Genomic DNA, 18,004 nt, shown 5'->3' on the forward strand with positions numbered 1-18,004 from the left:
GGCGCGGCTTCGTGCCATGCGCACTTCCAGAACCGCAAGGAGAAACGATATGGCTCGTGATCAAAAATCGACCGGTCAACGTGGCGGCACCAAGGAAACCAACCCGGGCAATTTCGCCAATGACCGCGAAAAGGCCTCCCGTGCTGGGCAGAAAGGGGGTCAGGTTTCAGGTGGAAACTTCGCCAATGACCGTGAGCGCGCTTCGCAGGCTGGCCGTAAGGGTGGTCAGAACAGCCACGGCGGCGGGCGTAGTGCAACGAACGAAGCGCGTGGCTGAACTCATCCTGGGTGCCTGCCAAAGGCTGTGCCAGGCACCCCTTGGGAGCAATGACGCATATTCGATTGAATCTTTATCGCCGAGCTGCACTCCATCGCAGGGTCATCCACGCAAAAGAGGAGGGTGCAGCGATGCCTAGTCCCCAGTTGTACATCATCGATTATCGGCTCCATGGCGAGCCCCGCACCTTCATCATTCGTCTTGAACGCCTGGATAACGCCGAAGCCTGGCACTGGGCGAGCTGCGATGCAGGCATTGGCATCATTCCGAAATTCGGGCGCGAGAAAATCCGCAAGGTCAGCCGGCCCATGGCCGAACGCTACGGCGTCACGGACGTGACCTGGCGCCTATCAGGCAGCAAGCCTGGGCAGTCCCTGGAAGACCCTGCCACCACCGCCTGATTGCGCAGCCTGCATCATCAACCGATCACGCACCCGCCTCGGGATCGCTGGCAGGCACGCCTGGCCGATCCTGGTCTTCATCGGTCAGACCGGGATCAGTGTCCGGGTCATCGACTTTATCATTGCGCTGCTCTTGCTCAAGCTCGGGCCAGTCGTCCTGGACATTGCCGCCCCCCATCATCAGTTTCTGCATCATTGCGCGCGCCTCCGCTGGTTAAAAAAGGCCCGCCCTGACGGCGGGCCAACACAGGAGTGAGGGGCACAGCCATTGCCAGGCCTCTCACTTGTTCAGAGCACCACCGCACGCGTAGAAGTCCGTCTAGGCAGGCGCAGGTCTGACCAACGGTGCTACCCGGCCGAGTACTTGACGGCAGCAGCGGTACGCGAGCTGACATTAAGTGCCTTGAGCAGTGACGAAACGTGGATGCGCACCGTGAAGGGCGAGATATCCAAGGCCTTGGCTATCTCCTTGTTGGTCTTGCCCTGAGCGATCAAGCGCAGCACGTCTTGTTGGCGTTGAGTCAGGTGCTCGGTACCCGAGTCGGCATTGGCGACCGGCAGCAGCCCTGAGGGCGCGAAGCGCACCAACACTTCTCCGGCTCGAACGGCAAGGATCGCAGCGCCCATTTGCTCGGCGCTCAGGCTTTTGCCGATGAAACCATCAACGCCGCAAGCCATGACTTGGTCGATGATGACCGGATCATCCACCATCGAGACGACGATCAAGGTCGTGCGCGGCAGTTGGCGTTTGAGCTGGGCGAGGCGGCTGACGGAATCCAGGCCCGGAAAACGCAGGTCAAGGATCAAGGTGTCGAGGGCCTCGCCGACGCTGGCAAGCTGCAGTACCTCATCCAGGCTGCCGGCCTCAGCTACATGGGCGCTTGGCAGCACACGGTAGACGGTACGCACCATGGCTTCCCTGAAAAGCGGATGGTCGTCCGCCACGATTATTCGACTGGTCACGCTTGGCAACTCCCTTTGGCCGCAGGTCGATCGGGCCATGTTAACGTAGCAGCCCTGGCAAGTGCGTGCCGCCCCGTCACGGGAGCAAAGCCGCCTGATGAAAAGGATTCTGGCCATGGCCCTGGATAAAAACAACGAGCTCGATCAAGCGAACTTGCGTCTGGTCGTTGGCAGTTGCGCCTTCGCCTATGTGGCGATGCTGGTCTTTCTGCTGGACCGCTCTGCTGCGCTCTACGTGCCGGTGGTCGTCTACATTGTCGTCTTTCTCCTGGTATCGGTGCTTCTGCGCCAGGCCATCGCACGCTGGCCGGGGCACTATCCGTGGCGCCGGGTGCTGGGCATGGTGCACGACTACACAGGCACCTGCTTCGGCCTGGTAGTCGGCGGTGAGGCGGCGCTGCCCCTGTATGCCGTGATGGTGTGGGTCAACCTGGGCAACGGCATGCGTTTCGGCTCCCGGTACCTGGCCATCGCGACCGGGCTGGCGCTGATCGCCTTGGTTGCGGTGTACCAACTGACGCCTTACTGGCAGGCCAACCCTTTTCTGGTGCTGATGTTGCTGACCACCAGCACCGTGATCCCCGTCTATGCGCACTTGCTGCTCGAACGCACGCGCCGAGCTTCGGAGCAGGCCGTTTCAGCCAATCTCGAGAAGTCCCGCTTTCTGGCCCAGGCGAGTCACGACCTGCGCCAACCCATTCACTCCATCAGTCTGTTCACCGCTTGCCTGCGCGAGGCGCGGCTGGGCGAGGAGGAACGCAGGCTGGTGGACAGCATTGATCGATCGCTGCTGAATGTGTCCCAGCTGTTTCGTTCGATTCTGGACCTGTACACCTTGGACAACGGGCGTGTGCAGCCGCGCCATGAGCCCTTTGCCCTGGGCGATTTTCTCGAGACCCTTGCGCGTGAGCACGCCGAGGCTGCTCGCTGGGCGGGGGTGGAGATACGGGTGCGGCCTTGTGCCTACTGGACGCGTGCAGACCGCGGCATATTGACGACTATGGTCCAGAACGTCCTTTCCAACAGCCTCAAGTACGCACCGGGACGGCCACTGTTGATGGGTGTCCGACGCTGCCAGGGAGGTCTTGCCATCATGGTCTGTGATCAGGGGCGAGGCATCGAACCTGCACACCAGACGCTGGTGTTCGAGGAGTTCTACCGGGTCAGACAAGTGCGCGACAAGGACGTCGAGGGCGTCGGATTGGGCCTGTCGATCGTTCGTCGGCTTGCACGGCTGATGGACGTGCAGGTGCACCTGCAATCTCGACCCGGCCACGGCACTACCGTGAGCCTGAAGGGGTTCGCGCAGATAACGCCTCAACCTACACTGCCAGCGCCTGAGCACGAGCTTGCCGCTGCAGGTTTGCTCAGCGGCCTGCGAGTCTGCCTGATAGAAGACGACCATAACGTGCTCAGGGCAACGTCGGCCCTGTTGCAGCGCTGGGGGTGCGAAGTGGATGGGCACAGTTCTGCTGCCGCTTCGAATGAGGACTGTGACGTCATCGTTGCCGACTATGACCTTGGCCAGGACGCCACCGGAGTCGATTGCATCGAGCGGCTGCGCAGCGAGCGGGGCTGGGCTGTACCAGCCTTGATCATGACGGGGCATGATCCGGACCGAATACAGGACGCGGTACAGGGTCGCGATATCGCAGTGCTGTCCAAGCCTGTGCGCCCGGCCGAATTGCGAGCCATGCTGCGCACGCTCTGTGGTGAGCCCACATTGCCTCCCTGTTGAAAGCGGCCGCAGCCCTGGTCACAGGCGGCCGGTCTGGCCTTCTTTCACGCAGCTGGGGGTGGGTTGATAAATGCCCATGCCCGCCGCAGCGACAAGTGCACCACTGGGCATCTGGCATTCGAACCGCCCTTTGCCAGTCGTGGCGGTGTAGTAGGTGATGGTGCTGTCGCTGCGCACATCTTCCACTTTCGACACTTTGGTGTTGAGCACGAACTCGGTACGCTTCTTCAGGGTGTCATCAGACGGCTTGACCGTTTGGCAGCCGGCCATGGCCAATAGAGCCCCGGTAATGGCGATCAGCTTGAAGGGGGTCATGGGGATGGTTCCTTAGCGATGAAAGAACCGAAATATAGCGTGGGCGGGATGCAGGATCGATTAGGGCAGATGTGCTAAATGGCATTTAGCTACTCAGTATCCGACAGGCAGATAACAAGGCCGCTATTGGTGTATCGCCGCACCTGCTGCGCTCCTTCATGCTGGTACTATGGCGGCTCGGCATCAAGGATACCGTCCTGGAACATCCCGAGAGCGGCCAAGTGGTCACCCTCGGCCGCCTAACCCTGAAGGGCAAACTGGGCACCTGCGCTTCGCGATCACTTTGCTACCTTCCTCGCGGGTGTCGACCTAGACAGCGCGTGCGCAGCGGCGAGCAGTGATCGGATGCCCAGTTGAGCCTCAGACCATAAGGGCCAACAGCGCTGCGGCTAGAGCTGGCGGCATGACCAGCAGCCCCAGGCGCAGAAATTGCCAGGCGCTGACAGACTCGCCTTCACGTCGAATCGCCACCAGCCAGAGCAAGGTTGCAAGGGATCCGGTAATGGACAAGTTCGGACCTAGGTCGACCCCAATCAGCAACGCGGCGGTAGTTTGCCGAGGGAGGTGGGCGATATCGACCATGGAGCCGGCAATCAGCCCACTCGGCAGGTTGTTCATCAAGTTGCTAGCCACGGCTACACCCACCCCCGCGGTCCAGCTCGCAGCGGTCTGAGACGTCTGCTCCAGGGTCATGAGCGCATGCGCCAGCTGTTCGATCGCGCCTGTCTGAGCCACAGCTTCGACCAACACGAACAAGCCCGCAACCAATGGCAGCACACTCCAGGCGACGTGTCGCAGGACTGGCATCGGACTGCGCCGTTGGCGCAAATGGATCAGCGCGGCGGTAGCAATACCAGCGCTAAAAGTAGGTAGGCCTAGTGGTACGTCCAGCGCCGATGCACCCAGCAGCACGCAGGCAGTCAGCGCAATGCCCCATGCACACAAGCGCGCACCGACTGGAAGAGGCTGTATTTGCACGGTCAACGCAAGCGGCTGGCAGATCTGACGGCGTTGGGTGATACGCAAAATGACATACGTCGCCGCGATGGCTGCCAACGAAGGCAACGTGAACTGCTTTAACCAGTCCAGCAGAGGAGGCATCTGGCTGCCGAATACCACCAGGTTGGCGGGATTGGAAATGGGCAGAACGAAGCTTGCGGCATTGGCGATGAATGCACAGATGAACAGGTAGGGCAGAGGCTCAGCCTTGGCGGCCTTGCAGGCGGCATACACTGCTGGCGTCAGAACCACGGCAGTGGCATCGTTCGAGAGAAAAACGGTCACCACGGTGCCGACCAGGAAAACCAGATTGAACAGCCGTTGACCAGACCCTTGGGCATGGCCTACGGCATAACGAGCCACCCAATCGAAAAGCCCCTCCTGGCGGGCCACTTCGGCCAGAACCATCATGCCGATCAAAAACAGGTAGACGTCGCTCCCCTTGACCACCGCCGCCAAAGCGTTCATCGGAGCAATCAGCCCAAACAGCACGAGTACGGTTGCACCGCCTAGGGCCCAGATGAATTCGGGCACCTTGAAGGGTCTGAGTATGACGCCAGCAGTGGCCAGGGCCGAGACGATCCAGATGATCAACGATGTTTGGCTCAGGTGCATCAAGGGTTCAGTTTCCGGCGGTTGACGGCATAGAAGAGGAGGGCGCATCGCCCTGGCGTGGGTGCGTTTCGGGGAGGGCGACCAGCACAAGAACAAATGCGCAGGCTGCGATCCCGGCCAGCGTCAGGAACGCGGCATTGTAGCCCGCTGCTTGGACGACGAACCCCGCCAGACCAGGGCTCAGCGCAGCACCAAGGCCGAACACGGCGGTGAGCGCGCCAAGGCTTACGTTGAACCGCCCGGTACCCTCGGTGAGGTCCTTGACGATGATCGGGAACAGCGCCCCGAAAATGCCCGCGCCAATGCCATCGAGTAGCTGCACGCCTACGAGCCAGAAGGGGTTGTCAGACAAGGTGTAGAGCGCGCCGCGCAGTGGAAGTATCAGGAACCCCACGAGCATGAACGGCTTGCGCCCCCATTGTTCGGCACGCGCCCCGACCAGCAGCGCCATGGGCACCATGACCAACTGGGCTGCCACGATGCAAGCCGAGGTCAATGGCGTGGCCAGGCGCAGGTCGACTTGAGAGAGTTTCTGGCTTACCAACGGCAGCATGGCCGCATTGGCCAGATGGAACAAGGCACAGCAGATCGCGAAGAGCAGCAATGTGCGGTTATGCAACAGCAGCGCCAAGCCCGCCGGATTGTCCTGATCGTTCGGGCTATGGGTCAGGCCTCGAGCCACGTGATGGTCAATCTCAGCGCCCGGGACGCAGGCTACCGCGATGATGCTGGCCACGGTCAATGCAGCCATCAGATAGAACACCACCACCGGCCCATACAGGTAGGCGAGGCCACCGGCCAGTAGTGCAGAGAAAGCATTTCCAGCATGGTTGAAGGTCTCGTTGCGCCCCACGCGTCGCGTGAACGCCTTCGGTCCGGTCAGCCCCAGAGAGATGGCTGCGATCGCCGGCGCGAACACGGAGCCGGCCAAGGCGCTGATGGTTTGCGTTACGGCAACCCAAGTGAATGATGTGATGAAAGGCAGCAACAGACAGCTCCCGGTTACCAGGACTGCCGCTATGACCACAACGGCACGTTTGGCGGGCGTACGGTCAATCAGGGCGCCAGCGGGCGTCTGAGCGAGCAGGGCAGTAACACCGGCAATCGTCATGACCAGCCCTATGCTCGCGGGCTGCCATTGATGAACGGCGAGCAGATAGATGGCAAGGTACGGTCCAAGTCCGTCACGTACATCGGCAAGGAAGAAGTTCAACCAGTCAAGCGAGCGATGCGGGGCGGATTGCCTAGGATTTTCCAAGGACGTGCTCTCGAGAGGGCCACGTAGCCATCGCTGGCATGGGCCAGGGTATGGGCGGCGGGCGAGTGGTGATGCTGGGGTATCTTTGGCAAAGACTGTGCACGGCGAGGATAGGTTCCAGAGGCGGATTTAAGTTATCTGGATGAGGGCTGGGAATTCGGGGAGGGATGGAATGGCGGGCTCGGTCGGCACGCATCGCCCAATGAAAACCTGGTACGGAAGGGATGGATAGGCGACGACAACCTAGGTCAATTATATAACTAAACTAAATGAATATTTAGTGTAGTTATTACTGAAAAGAATATTGAGTTAGGGTAGGAGACGCCCTAGCCATACTGTCAGTCCCCCGGAATCCGGATCTTCAACAACGTGATCAAGCACCTCGAACCCGTTGGCGTGTAATTGATCGACGTATTCATTGGTACTCAAGCTGGCGTGATACAACGTCTCGCCCTCGAATGTACCCAAGGCTTCGCCCTGGGAGGGCCCACTTGTAAACATGAGCAACGCCCCTGGGGCCGCATGGCGACGAAAAATCGGGAACATCAGGCGCTGATCGGTGGGCTTTAGGTGGAAGAAGCTGTTCCAAGCAATGATTGCGTCGAACTGACAGCCCAATGTAAGTGTGCGCATGTCTGCGTGAATCCATTGCTGCTCAGGAAACTGTGCACTGCACAGGATCAGCATCTGTTTGGACGAATCAACACTCACAACGCAGGCGCCGATTTCGACCAGGTGTCGCGCCACAGGTTGGCCAGAGCCGCAGCCCAGATCCAGAACACGTGCTGACGGCTTTAGCATGTTCCCGAAATGCGCAATCCATTTGCGATCAGTGAAGTGATTGGCGCGCTTTTGGTGCCAAGTAAATGCATGGCGGTCGTAAAGGTCGATGATGTGGTCTGCTGATGGATGGTGGGACATGGGAGGACGGTTTCCTTAAACGATCTTACGAGAGGACGCTGTAAGCGATTCGTGGCTTCAAATGTACCCCGGGTTGGTATTGAGCAGGAAATGCCTGGGTGCGCATAATGTGTATTATGTTAAATCATGTATAAGGCTGCCGGGGCTGGATCACGATCAGTGCTGACTGGCATGACAAGCTCAGCGTCGCCGCTGGTTCGTATCCATCATTGCACATCACAACGAAGGCCTTTCAATGAAGCGGCCCTACTAGCCCGCCAGTGACACGCAACACGTAGTCTGAATGTCAGGATGCCCTAAAAAAAGTAATCGGCCCTTAAAAACAATAAACCAGAATAATCAATGAGTTATCCTGAATCTTCTCCCCTAGGCAAACTCTACGAATCGCAATCGGTCCGTAAAAAAAATAGGACGCGTGCCACTCCAGCGCTATAAACGCCATATTGCCTATCCTTAAAAAAGTAAAACCTTAAAAGAATAATTTTTTTAAGGGTTGATCTGATCACGCTCCCGACCGATTGTCTGGGGGTAACTACGTGGCTGTTAGGGATCCGCAAAAAGGATAAATACCCCTAAAAAAGAATAATTACCGCACATCAGTTGCTTGAAATGCTCCGTCGCCGCTCTCGATAGCGACACACTACCGCCAGTATTTTTAAAAGGATGGATTCACAGCCCCTAGGTCCGCTCTGCGGAGCCCTCAAAGAAGATAAATATTTTGAAAAAAGATAACCTGTTTTAGAGGCACAGCGCGGAGCAGATGTGGCTAGTCTTCAGCGAACCTGGCACTACTAGGCTCAACCCTCCTTCAGGCCTAGTTCTGCATGAAAAGCTAGGCGCTGACCTTGATACGAAAAAGTTCCACCGTGGAACTCAAGTACTTTTGGTTCAGGGCCTCTGGGGAGCTAGCCCATACTCAGCGCCTGAAGGCGCTTTGCGCATTCTCGTAGGGATGCATAGGTTCCATCGCTTATTTTCTCCAGCGGAGTGCTTCCCTCAAAATAATCGTTGTCATTTTTCATGGACATAAAACCTGCGATATTCTTAGGATTCTCAAAAATCTTGTTCAAGTAGCTATTCATCTCAAAAATAACGCTTAGGCGGAGCTTGATCTCTTGAGCGGCACAATCGGGCATGCCGATTATACTATGTGCGACTTGCTCTTCAGCGCCCCAAGACATCAATAGTGACAGCGCTGACAAACAAGCCTGAAACGACTCACTCCCGGTTGTATCAGCCACGACTTGCCTCCGTCCTCTGCTGCATGTTGAACTGCTCATTGATCAGTTCGCCTAATATCCTCGCAATCCAGGCTTGGTATGCACTCAGTACTGGATCGCTCGAATTAGCATTTGATGCTTGGTAAATGCTTCTCTCGCTCCTCACAACCTTGAGAGGTATTTCATTACCATCAACATAATAGCGCCCACTCGCAATACGGTAAGCATACGAATCTAAGGTTCTCTCGGGCTGCGCCAATATAACCCTTGCGAAGTCGACAACAGGCTCTACCGTCCACTTTTGGTTAGGACTCAACCGCGGCGGCAATGCGAGTTGAAGACCTACCACGCCTCTAGTGGCATTGGGCCTGTCGAGCTCGTTCAAGAAGTCCAATGTGCTCTGGCCCGTTTCAAAAATCCTGATGTCAATAATCTCTTTTTCTTCCAAAAGGTCCAGCACGCAAACGATTAGAAATGTGGATCCTGCCCCTAGGGATGCTACTTCTGAGAAGCTTTCAGGGTTTACTCGCAAGGTCGTCATAGCTCTCTCCCAACGAAAATGAACACTATAGATTGTAGCACTATAGGATTCAAAGAGGCTTCATCATTCCTTTTGTGGATCAAATACGCAAATGGAGCTCAAAACAGCCCTCGCTCAAGCGCTACGCAAAACTAGGACTAGCCGAGGCCTGACCCAGGAGGATTTTGGCGATGTCAGCAGCCGTACCTATGTAAGCTCTCTTGAGCGCGGCCTCAAGAGCCCCACCCTCGATAAGCTGGTCGAGCTGGCGACACGTATGGACGTGCACCCGCTATCCCTACTTGCAGAGGCCTTTTTGCTGATCGACAATGAGCCCGACATCGAAATGCTGTTCTCCCGAATCCGTCAAGACCTACATCGGCAGTGAACCGATGGCAAAGCAAAGGCCTCTACGCACGCAATATCCGATAACTGTCAGACCCGGATATTGCATAGCACCTCATTCGAAAGCATCCTTGATAGATCTGCAACCTCGTCTGAGTAGCCCATGCGCGTAGATCCACAACATCTTTTTGATACCTTTGGGAAATTTAACCAACTCAGTTTTCTCGGGGTGCATCAGGAACTACCATTGGTTCTTGATTATCTGAAACGATTCGCTCCTGATTGTAAGGCCTTAGAGAGCTACCTTGTGGTGCGAAGTTTTTTACGCTCATATGCCGGCAACCAGACGACATTCAACTCGTTTCGCACACATGTCGAGCGTCTCTTGCTCTGGTCCCAGATCATAGCGAAAAAATCCATTCTTGATATTCGTCGTGTAGATGCTGAAATGTTCATGGAGTTTTGCCTACAGCCTCCAGCAGAATGGGTAGGACCAGTAGTGAAATCGAGATTGTTCGTCTGGGGGGCGAAAACGACTTGAGTCAGATGATTGTGTTGTGAACAAAGACTGGAGGCCGTTCAGTAGTACGGCTAGCAAACGAGATCGTAAAATCGCTGTAGAGTCGTCGAAAGACCTTCCAATTCGCCCCTACCAGATGGCGCAAGGATCGATTGCGCAGGTGGTAGTTTTTTTCAGCATGCGATGGACGAAGGCTTGACCGAGTCGAATCCTTTCCGCGCAATAAAACAAAAGTCCATCATAAACAACGTGCGGTATTGGACGTTTCCGCACAATCGCTTACAGAGCTTCAGTGGAGTTTCGTTATCGACTGTGCAGAGCAGATGGCTGCGGAGGATCCGAGACACGAACGCACTTTATTTATTGTGGCAACTATCTTTTCGATGTATCTCAGGATTTCTGATTTATTCGGCAGAGAAAACTGGCGCCCCTCAATGGGTGACCTGCGCTGAGATACTGTTGGCAACTGGTGGTTTCATGTTGTCGGAAAGGGAAATAAAGCAGCCCGAATTAGCGTGCGCGATGACTATGTTGATTGTTACTTAACTCGATATCGCCGCTATTTAGGACTTTCTCCCCTGCCCTCACCTCAAGACGTTTGCCCCCTAATTGGAACGCTAAATGGTCGCGGCGGCCTGTCTGATCGCTACATCCGATCTTTGCTTCAAGTAGTGTTTGTCCGTGCACTAAAACGAATGCAGGAGGAAGGCTGGAGCGACGATGAAATTGATCAACTTCGCTCGGCATCACTACACTGGCTTCGTCATACATCCGCTACTTTCGATGCGCCTTTGCGAGATATGAAGGACTTGCAGGCAGACCTTAGGCACAACAGCCTAAGTACTACCCAGAATATTTATTACAATAGCCTGGATGAGCAGCGAGCTTCGTCTATGAAAGGGCTTAAAATTCGAAAATAGCCGATCGGTCATTAATCAAACTCGAACTGCTTGCCTCAGGTCGTCGCAACCGAGCACCGGTTACGGCTACGGCTACGGCTATGCTTGTGCTCAAGATGAGTATTTTGCTAGCACTCCAACTGATTAAGTGGACCGGTTGAAATGAAACCCTGCAAAGGTTCCCGGCGGGAGCTTGACCAAATCTGGTCCTGCAGAGAACTTAGCTCGCAGTCCGCTGGAATGGACCGAAGCGCCTGCGTCGTCTGATCATATACGTAAACGTGAAAGCCCAGGTGCAGTGCACGAGACATCTGCCGATGCCAGTAGAATTTCCCATCGCCTGTGATCGCGTCCTCGCCTAATAGCAGGTCATAGCGCGGGAGGATGTAGCCGAAAAGCACAGTTCGCGAAATTTCGGAAAGCGCTAGAGAATGACGCGTACTTGCCGATCGCCAGACCCGATGTCTCGCAAGGTATCGGCTACTGACTTCAGGAGCGCTGAGCAGTGTGACTTTGGTGTAAAAAGCCACGGAAGCCTCGGCATCGTCTACCAAAGCGATCTCGAAATCGTTGGCACTGCCTTCATGCGGCCGATGGTCGACGCGTATCAAACGGTAGCCAGGCTGAGCACTGTAGCCCGCGGTTTCACCGATATCGCTGATCCCGTCGACCCGAGTAAGGCCGGCGTAAAACGCAGAATTACCGGCAGTGCATGTGAGCAGCTCCGGCAGTTCAGGGAGCGCTTTAGTAGCAAGGTACATAGTGGTGTCTCGATGAGAGCCTGATTCCATCTGCAACCCTAATGGAAACTCCAAGACTTCACAAACCCTCACGATGGGGTACGTACTGGTGTTTCTGGAATCCCATTATTGAGTGGCTCAATTCAACAGTCCAGGCTAGCGCGCTCATGCGATGTCCAGGCCAAGCCGCTCCCTCAGCACTTGCTTCCCGTACGCTTTTCCGATTTCCAGCATCACTGCCAAACTCACCCCTCCGGCTTTCTCAGCGCCAGCTTTGGTGAGGCGCCACACCTCGGTGTCCCGAATCGTGTCTAAGTATTCGTGCCCTCTGATGGTCAGGCGCTGGGGGCGCCAGTCGAAGTCATCCATCGCGGACAGATCCTTTGCAGCCAATAAGCCAGCCTCATGCAGTAACATGACGTGATAGGAAACTACGCTATGGGTCTGATCATCGAACTCAAGATCAATCCACGAATCAGGTGTCTGGTCGCTCTCTTCCACTGCAAGCAGAATCTGACGAATCAATTCTTTATCTAATCTCAAGGAATCGTTCCCCCGTCTCCTTTTTCCTGGTTGTGAACAGCTGGCATTCTAAATCGGATGGCATCGTAAATGCGCAATGCCTCTCCACTGGTCTTGGCATGCACGATGTAATGAGCGTTAGTCACGGTTCCCAGTAAGGAATAATGGATTGTCCTGGCTTATCAAGCACAATAGCAACGCTCTGCTGTGCCCGGGTTACCGCCACGTAAAACGTCGCCGCTGGGCCAGGGGCAAGCGACTTACCTCGCTGCAGAAAAGTTGCGATTGGGCCTGTTGCGATGATCAGCACGCGCTCGTAGGTTGCACCCTTGGCGACCTTGAAGTTGATGTAATTCAGGTCGAACGCAGTGCCCGACCTTACGTTCACGCGTAGACACTGAGGGTTAAATCTCTCCACATATGCATGAACGTTACGCTTGGCGAGCAGAAATACACCGTCATGATCAGTCGTAACCTCGTTGAGTGACTCCGTTCTAGGGAAGCCCCACACGGGATTGAAGATGGTGTCTGAGAAGCTCGCAATACCAGGTGTACAGCGCCACGTCGTGTTTCGAAATTGAATCTCGAGCTCTCCTCGTCTCTGCTTGCTGAGGAACCACGCTAGGGCCTTGGCGTAGGCATATTGCTTGTTCTTCCGGCTTCGAGGGCTTGTCGATAGCACTGATTGCCGAATATCGCCAACCATCCGGATGTCGATACGGGACGTGAACAGTTTCTCTAAAAGCTCCCAGTCCCAGCCGCTGAGATCTTGAACCTCATCCACTAGGATTTCGTCGTATAGGCTCTCCAATCTGTAGAACAGAGCACCGTTGCTTTGCTCCACAAGAAGGTTGGCTAGTTTGCCGAGCTCAGCCGCATACAACGCACCAGAGGGGTTAAAAAAACGTTCTTCGCCCGTTGCGAAGCGGTTGGGGAGCCCTTCATAGTCGAAGCCTTGTACGCGTCGACCTGCGAAGACAAAGGGCAGGAAAGGCCGAGCAAAATGCCGAATGAGTAGTGTGAACCACCCCATCACTTCCACATTGGTCTGTAGACCAATTGCTTTCGCCAGGCGTTCTGAAAGCTCGTGTTGATTTCGCTGGGTGTACGTCACAACCAATACTCGACGAGTAGGCGCCAATGCGGCGCAATGCTCAACCAGGCCCTGAGTTTTGCGAGATCCCGCAACGGCGAGGGTTAGATGGTTAGCCATGGATAAAGGCTGCCGCTGCTGCCATGTACGTCGGTGCGACAATACGCTGCCTACTTTCAGCGATTCGAATGGCGGCCTCTGTTTTCTCTCTGGTCATCCACACTTCGACGCGAGCGTCAGTCCGAATACCCAGAATATCCCGGAGTGCAGCCTCTCCATTGTGATGAATAAGTTGAGGTTCCAGTGTGTACCCGTGATCCACATCGCCGATGAAGAGCTCTCTGTGCTCTCCATCAAGCCACTCCTCAACGTCTTCTCGAAGTGCTGCGGGATCCTGGCCGTCGTTGTCCCTCAAAACTGCAACCCTCTTGCCGAGTCGGGAGCAGAGCTCGAGGCATCGGGCCAGTGAGAGGCTGCGCATGCTGAGGACATCAATGCCACATGCCATCGGTGTCATCTGATAGCGATCATGGAAGATCCGCTCAAAAATGATCTCGTCGGACGGCCCCTCGACGAGAACCAGTTTGTCCGCGAGCGCCATCCGAAGCGTATCGTAGCCCGGAAGCTTCTTGTAATACCCCACGGTTTCCGGAGTTAGCCCCGTGATCGTTGTGACTGCATCCCGATTGATCAGCATCAGAGAATCTAGCCCCAGCCTATTGAGCACGTAGGTGCTGTGAGTGCTGATGAACAACTGCTGTTCTTCCCCTGCGAGCCGCTCAATGCGGTTCAAAAGCTTGACCATGCTGGTGTGGGAAAGGTGGTTTTCCGGCTCCTCGATCATCACCACCCTGGTGCGATCGGCATGTCGGCCCATTGCCAGAGAGATTTTGATGGTGGCCTGCTGGCCTTGCCCAGCCATCGAGAACGGCACATTGTCTATGTGCGGTGCGACAGCCGACTCCCACGATGTCCTGGTTGTCTGATCCATGGCCACCTTGAGGGGTTGTTGGTCGAGCGACGCCTCCAATTGCCCCAGTCGCTGATTAAGCGCCGCCAAGGCCCCATCTGACATAGCTGCTTTGGCCCGCCTGTAATCCAGGGAGATCAAGGCCTTTTCAGAGGGTTCCAAGTGGTCATTCAATATCTGTCGAAGGTGGTAGTCGACGCCACCAAACGTCCTGATCGTACGCGAGTCGATGATCGCAATGGAGAGATCTCTAGGGCGCCGGGTGAGCTCCGAATCGCCGAAATGGCGCCACTCGATCTTGTAATACTCCACAGGGAGCAGCATGGACGGATTTTCCGTCCACGCTTGAAGTTCTGCATAGTACTCAGGATTGGGTGCGACCCGGAACACCACGCCAGGGCAAGCCTGTGCAGGAATTGCGCTGTTATGCACTCCACACAACGCTTGGAGGTCAGGTCGGTTTTCCAAGAACAGCTCAATTTCGATTGTGGGCCAAGCCGCATCTCCAATAAGTAGATTGTCCAAAAACTCCGAGACTATCGCTGTGTTGAACCAGTAGGGATTGAGCTCTTCTGCTGCAGGTCTTCCCCCCATACGCCCCGTCATCGCCAAGGCGATAGCCTCCATCAACGAGGATTTACCCGCCTCGTTTCCACCAACAAGCAGGTTGATCCTTCTGTTAGGCTCCAGCTCAAAGTCCCGATGGATTCTGTACCCTTTCACCTTGATCTTCGTGATCATCGTCTTTCCTTGCTAAAGGAATCCCGTCCAGTGGGCGGGCGAATAGGAAGAGTGTACCGCGGTTTGTCGATGGCGCCAGCGGGCGCGCTAGGGCGCACGTCTCGCTGATGTCCACGAGGCTTTAGCCGCTGCGCTTAAGGACGCCACCCAGTTCGGTGAAGAGTGAAGAGTGAAGAGTGAACACAGAATGTAAACCAGAGTCGTAGCCCAGTACGCTGCGTAGCAAGACATTCAATCTCACACTACTTTCTTACCAAATCACGAAGATTATTGATGATTTGGGCGGCAGTTTGCTCTGAAGATTGATGTCGAAGCAGCGCCAGCACCTCTACCGTTTTTGGGATATCAATAGCAGGCCTGGCTGGTCGTCCCTCGTTTTGCACGAACGGGCCATCGGTCTCGGTGAGAAGCCGGTCTGACGGGAGTGAGGCGACAAGCTTACGATGCTTGGCGGAGTTCAACATCTGAATGTTGATCGAAAAATAGCATCCAAGCTCCACGGCCATGCTGGCTTCGCTCGGAGAGCCAGTGAACCAGTGGAGCACCACTGTTCCCCGGTCGGCTGGAAGTAAGCGTTCAATATAGGACAGCACCTTACCCACGCTGCGCACGCTGTGGACAGAGAGGATTTTCCCGCCCTGCTCCGAGCAAGCCTCGAGCACTCTCTTAAACACCCTCTCCTGGGCCTCGAAGCTTCGATAGAACTGGGGTCCGGCATCAAGCCCCACCTCTCCGACGTATCGAGTTTCCTCAAGCAGGCGTTCCAGTAGTGGTAGCTCAGATTCGCGCTCTGCCACTAGTTGAGGATGTAAGCCCAAGGCCACCCGGACATGCCGAGCCGAGGCCGCAAGCTCTCGATTGCGCTGCCATGCTTTCGGTGTTGTGGTCACGGCCAAGGTGGCCACCTCAGCCCGATCGCATTCCACGATGAGACGCTCATGATCGGGATAGAGGTCAAGATGGCAGTGGAAGTCCACCCACCTCGGAGTTGATCTATTCTGCGACTTCATAGTGGTACGGCGGTCACACCCTCAAGGTAATCGTCCACTTCTAGCAAGCCCTCTCGATAGACCTGTTCAAAGTTATCCAGGCTATCAGGGTGGTCGATCAACGGCCCGGGCTCGTGAATGGCGAACTTTGCGCGCTGGGGCGCACGTTTGAGGCGCGCTATGGCCAACTGGAAAGATCGCACATGTTCGCCATCAGACTTGTTCGTGTCCAGAGATTGAGCATGCAGATCCGGAATGACATACCGCGTCTGATCCGGCCCACAACCGCGGTGAATTGCAGCCCGCCGGATGATGCAGGGGACGCAGAACCCACAATGCTTGGGTGATCGATTCGCGGGGTCGGGATGGTACCTCGCCTTTCCGGGTGATGAGCACGACATTGTGAGATGCACATGATCCGCCAGGAATGCAGGGTCTGTGCACTGTTCTGCCATTTGCCCCTTGGTAAGATAGCTGAACATGTTAAACAACCTTGTGCTCAGCCCCAGGCGCCCAAACAGCTCATTTACCCGCGCCATGTAGTATGGGTGGGTCGTACGAGTGCTACATGCACCTAGGCGCCGCGGATCCAGCGGGACGTTCAGAGAGATCAAGCCATTTTCAGGAACATGGATGGTGATCGAGTCGCCGATCGCTTCCGCGGCCATGGCCGCCAGAGCGAAAAACAGGAATGAGCGCGCTCGCAGCGTGTCCTCGCTACCACCACCTTCCACGAGGTCATGCGGGAAGCCTACACGGGCCTGTACGTGATTAATCGCGGTCTCGGAAAACCTCTCCTGCAGCACTGCCCGACAGTCGTTTTGATAGGTGCTGGTGCTGTTAGTGTCCCAGTAATGACTAACAAGTAACGGCTTGCCGCCATTACTTAGCAGGTTGATCGCGCCGATAAAGCTGTCCATCCCCCCGGAGAACAGGCATACGCTGTCAGACTCATCTGTTCTCAAGCTATCAGGGATGGGGGAAAGCTCCTCGATATCTGTGGGACGCTCGCGGAAGGCCAAGCGCCAACGATCACCAGTGAGGAATTTCAATGTCGAGGCCAGCAAGTCGGACGTTGCTGCCCAAAGAACGGGATCCGCGACGGGGATGTAGAGATCAATCTCTCTCGTCCAGGCATTCTCCGATTCGGTGTCCCGTGAGATCCTCGTATCTGCTGCGGTGAGGGTCGCTGCCAGGAGTGCAAGATCGACGGCAGTTTCTCCTGGGCTTAGACCAAGACCAGCCAACTGCTCAACGGCTTGCCCGATTCCAAACTGCAGTCTCCCAATTCCATCCAAGAACTGAATATTGGTGATGACACTGCCTGGCGCCAGCAACTCCAGCTCTTGGTCGTCAGTTTGGCCAAGCCGGCAAATAATGCTGTGGTGCCTCATTCTAATCCCTCCGCTGCAGTGGCGATCAGATCGAATGCCGCCTCATAGATCGCACTGGTCACCTGATTGACCTCTTGGTCTGTGGGGGCCGGCCATTGCTCCAGTCGGTTAGCGAGCTGGCCTCGTGTACAACCCATGATAAAGGAGCTCAGTTGAGATTGAATGCGCTCAACTGCGTCCACATCATCTGGCATGGTGATCCCCCTGCCGCCCAAATCCGCCATGATCATGCTCTCAATCGAATTCGCTACGAAGTCGAGGAAGAAACTCTGTCGATCAGCTTGGGTCATGTCATCGAAGCTACCGTTGCTTGCCTCGTCCAGTTCGGCGATTGTCTTTAGCGCTGCCTGGCGCGCAACACCTTCGTCGATCGCCCCTCCAGGCGGGCAAATGAACTCAAGTAGCGTGAGCAGCACCTGGGAGGCCGGTTGCCCTGGGGCAACGGTGAGCTGCAAGCGTCGCAGCGTTTCAGCTGCCCCGTTCCGCTGAACATCTCCGAAGATGCTGAGCAGCTTGGCGGCAGTAGCACGGGACGTTCCCATGCGACGCGCGCCTCTGGAAGAT

The 18,004-nt window shown here is 55.9% G+C and carries 18 protein-coding genes and 1 pseudogene; 5 read left to right on the forward strand and 14 right to left on the reverse strand.

Features of this window, described 5'->3' with window-relative positions; translation table 11 throughout:
- The first annotated feature begins 49 nt into the window (after positions 1 to 49).
- The gene (locus tag MOP87_RS10070) at positions 50 to 277 is read left to right on the forward strand and encodes a general stress protein (protein ID WP_027915585.1); all 228 of its coding nucleotides are present in this window, start codon (positions 50 to 52) and stop codon (positions 275 to 277) included.
- 131 nt (positions 278 to 408) lie between these two features.
- A complete protein-coding gene (locus tag MOP87_RS10075; RefSeq protein WP_027915584.1) occupies positions 409 to 678 on the forward strand; it encodes a DUF6555 family protein in 270 nt (89 codons plus the stop codon).
- Between the two features lie 25 nt (positions 679 to 703).
- Here MOP87_RS10075 and MOP87_RS10080 read toward each other — a convergent pair whose 3' ends face one another.
- Together MOP87_RS10080 and MOP87_RS10085 are read right to left on the reverse strand one after the other, a co-directional pair.
- On the reverse strand, positions 704 to 874 hold the full coding sequence (locus tag MOP87_RS10080) for a hypothetical protein (RefSeq protein ID WP_154665202.1): 171 nt from the start codon (positions 872 to 874) through the stop codon (positions 704 to 706).
- A 152-nt stretch (positions 875 to 1,026) separates the two neighbouring features.
- Complete coding sequence (locus MOP87_RS10085; protein ID WP_027915583.1) at positions 1,027 to 1,641, reverse strand: response regulator transcription factor; 615 nt, start codon at positions 1,639 to 1,641, stop codon at positions 1,027 to 1,029.
- 115 nt (positions 1,642 to 1,756) lie between these two features.
- Here MOP87_RS10085 and MOP87_RS10090 point away from each other — a divergent pair, with 115 nt between their 5' ends.
- Complete coding sequence (locus MOP87_RS10090; protein ID WP_242810489.1) at positions 1,757 to 3,379, forward strand: hybrid sensor histidine kinase/response regulator; 1,623 nt, start codon at positions 1,757 to 1,759, stop codon at positions 3,377 to 3,379.
- An 18-nt stretch (positions 3,380 to 3,397) separates the two neighbouring features.
- Here the strand turns inward: MOP87_RS10090 and MOP87_RS10095 are convergent, their stop codons facing one another.
- The 6 genes from MOP87_RS10095 to MOP87_RS10120 form a co-directional block, all read right to left on the reverse strand.
- Positions 3,398 to 3,694, reverse strand: a complete 297-nt coding sequence (locus tag MOP87_RS10095; RefSeq protein ID WP_027915581.1) for a hypothetical protein — start codon at positions 3,692 to 3,694, stop codon at positions 3,398 to 3,400.
- A gap of 360 nt (positions 3,695 to 4,054) precedes the next feature.
- Complete coding sequence (locus tag MOP87_RS10100) at positions 4,055 to 5,308, reverse strand: arsenic transporter (protein WP_242810490.1); 1,254 nt, start codon at positions 5,306 to 5,308, stop codon at positions 4,055 to 4,057.
- 7 nt (positions 5,309 to 5,315) lie between these two features.
- The gene (locus MOP87_RS10105; RefSeq protein WP_125922221.1) at positions 5,316 to 6,566 is read right to left on the reverse strand and encodes an MFS transporter; all 1,251 of its coding nucleotides are present in this window, start codon (positions 6,564 to 6,566) and stop codon (positions 5,316 to 5,318) included.
- Between the two features lie 309 nt (positions 6,567 to 6,875).
- On the reverse strand, positions 6,876 to 7,487 hold the full coding sequence (locus MOP87_RS10110; protein WP_242810491.1) for a class I SAM-dependent methyltransferase: 612 nt from the start codon (positions 7,485 to 7,487) through the stop codon (positions 6,876 to 6,878).
- A gap of 905 nt (positions 7,488 to 8,392) precedes the next feature.
- Complete coding sequence (locus tag MOP87_RS10115; RefSeq protein ID WP_050587348.1) at positions 8,393 to 8,728, reverse strand: hypothetical protein; 336 nt, start codon at positions 8,726 to 8,728, stop codon at positions 8,393 to 8,395.
- Complete coding sequence (locus tag MOP87_RS10120; protein WP_141400918.1) at positions 8,721 to 9,248, reverse strand: hypothetical protein; 528 nt, start codon at positions 9,246 to 9,248, stop codon at positions 8,721 to 8,723. Before MOP87_RS10120 ends, MOP87_RS10115 begins: the two co-directional genes overlap by 8 nt.
- Positions 9,249 to 9,339: 91 nt before the next feature.
- On the opposite strand from MOP87_RS10120, the gene MOP87_RS10125 reads away from it, so the two are divergent.
- A complete protein-coding gene (locus tag MOP87_RS10125; protein WP_027915576.1) occupies positions 9,340 to 9,615 on the forward strand; it encodes a helix-turn-helix transcriptional regulator in 276 nt (91 codons plus the stop codon).
- Positions 9,616 to 9,735: 120 nt separating this feature from the next.
- A pseudogene (locus tag MOP87_RS10130) lies at positions 9,736 to 11,012 on the forward strand (site-specific integrase).
- An 884-nt stretch (positions 11,013 to 11,896) separates the two neighbouring features.
- On the opposite strand, the gene MOP87_RS10135 reads toward MOP87_RS10130, so the two are convergent.
- From MOP87_RS10135 to qatB, 6 genes are all read right to left on the reverse strand, one after another.
- The gene (locus MOP87_RS10135) at positions 11,897 to 12,274 is read right to left on the reverse strand and encodes a DUF2513 domain-containing protein (protein WP_027915574.1); all 378 of its coding nucleotides are present in this window, start codon (positions 12,272 to 12,274) and stop codon (positions 11,897 to 11,899) included.
- Between the two features lie 121 nt (positions 12,275 to 12,395).
- Positions 12,396 to 13,466, reverse strand: coding sequence for a UvrD-helicase domain-containing protein (locus tag MOP87_RS10140; RefSeq protein WP_242810492.1), 1,071 nt, complete (start codon positions 13,464 to 13,466; stop codon positions 12,396 to 12,398).
- Positions 13,459 to 15,057, reverse strand: coding sequence for an AAA family ATPase (locus MOP87_RS10145; protein ID WP_242810493.1), 1,599 nt, complete (start codon positions 15,055 to 15,057; stop codon positions 13,459 to 13,461). The genes MOP87_RS10140 and MOP87_RS10145 overlap by 8 nt, the downstream gene beginning before the upstream one ends.
- Positions 15,058 to 15,299: 242 nt before the next feature.
- On the reverse strand, positions 15,300 to 16,067 hold the full coding sequence (gene qatD / locus MOP87_RS10150) for a Qat anti-phage system TatD family nuclease QatD (protein ID WP_242810494.1): 768 nt from the start codon (positions 16,065 to 16,067) through the stop codon (positions 15,300 to 15,302).
- On the reverse strand, positions 16,064 to 17,440 hold the full coding sequence (gene qatC, locus MOP87_RS10155) for a Qat anti-phage system QueC-like protein QatC (RefSeq protein ID WP_063544934.1): 1,377 nt from the start codon (positions 17,438 to 17,440) through the stop codon (positions 16,064 to 16,066). The genes qatD and qatC overlap by 4 nt, the downstream gene beginning before the upstream one ends.
- Complete coding sequence (gene qatB, locus MOP87_RS10160) at positions 17,437 to 17,982, reverse strand: Qat anti-phage system associated protein QatB (RefSeq protein ID WP_161774809.1); 546 nt, start codon at positions 17,980 to 17,982, stop codon at positions 17,437 to 17,439. Before qatB ends, qatC begins: the two co-directional genes overlap by 4 nt.
- Between the last annotated feature and the right edge of the window lie 22 nt (positions 17,983 to 18,004).

It is taken from the genome of Pseudomonas sp. I3-I5 (genome assembly GCF_022699445.1).
Classification (GTDB): domain Bacteria; phylum Pseudomonadota; class Gammaproteobacteria; order Pseudomonadales; family Pseudomonadaceae; genus Aquipseudomonas; species Aquipseudomonas fulva.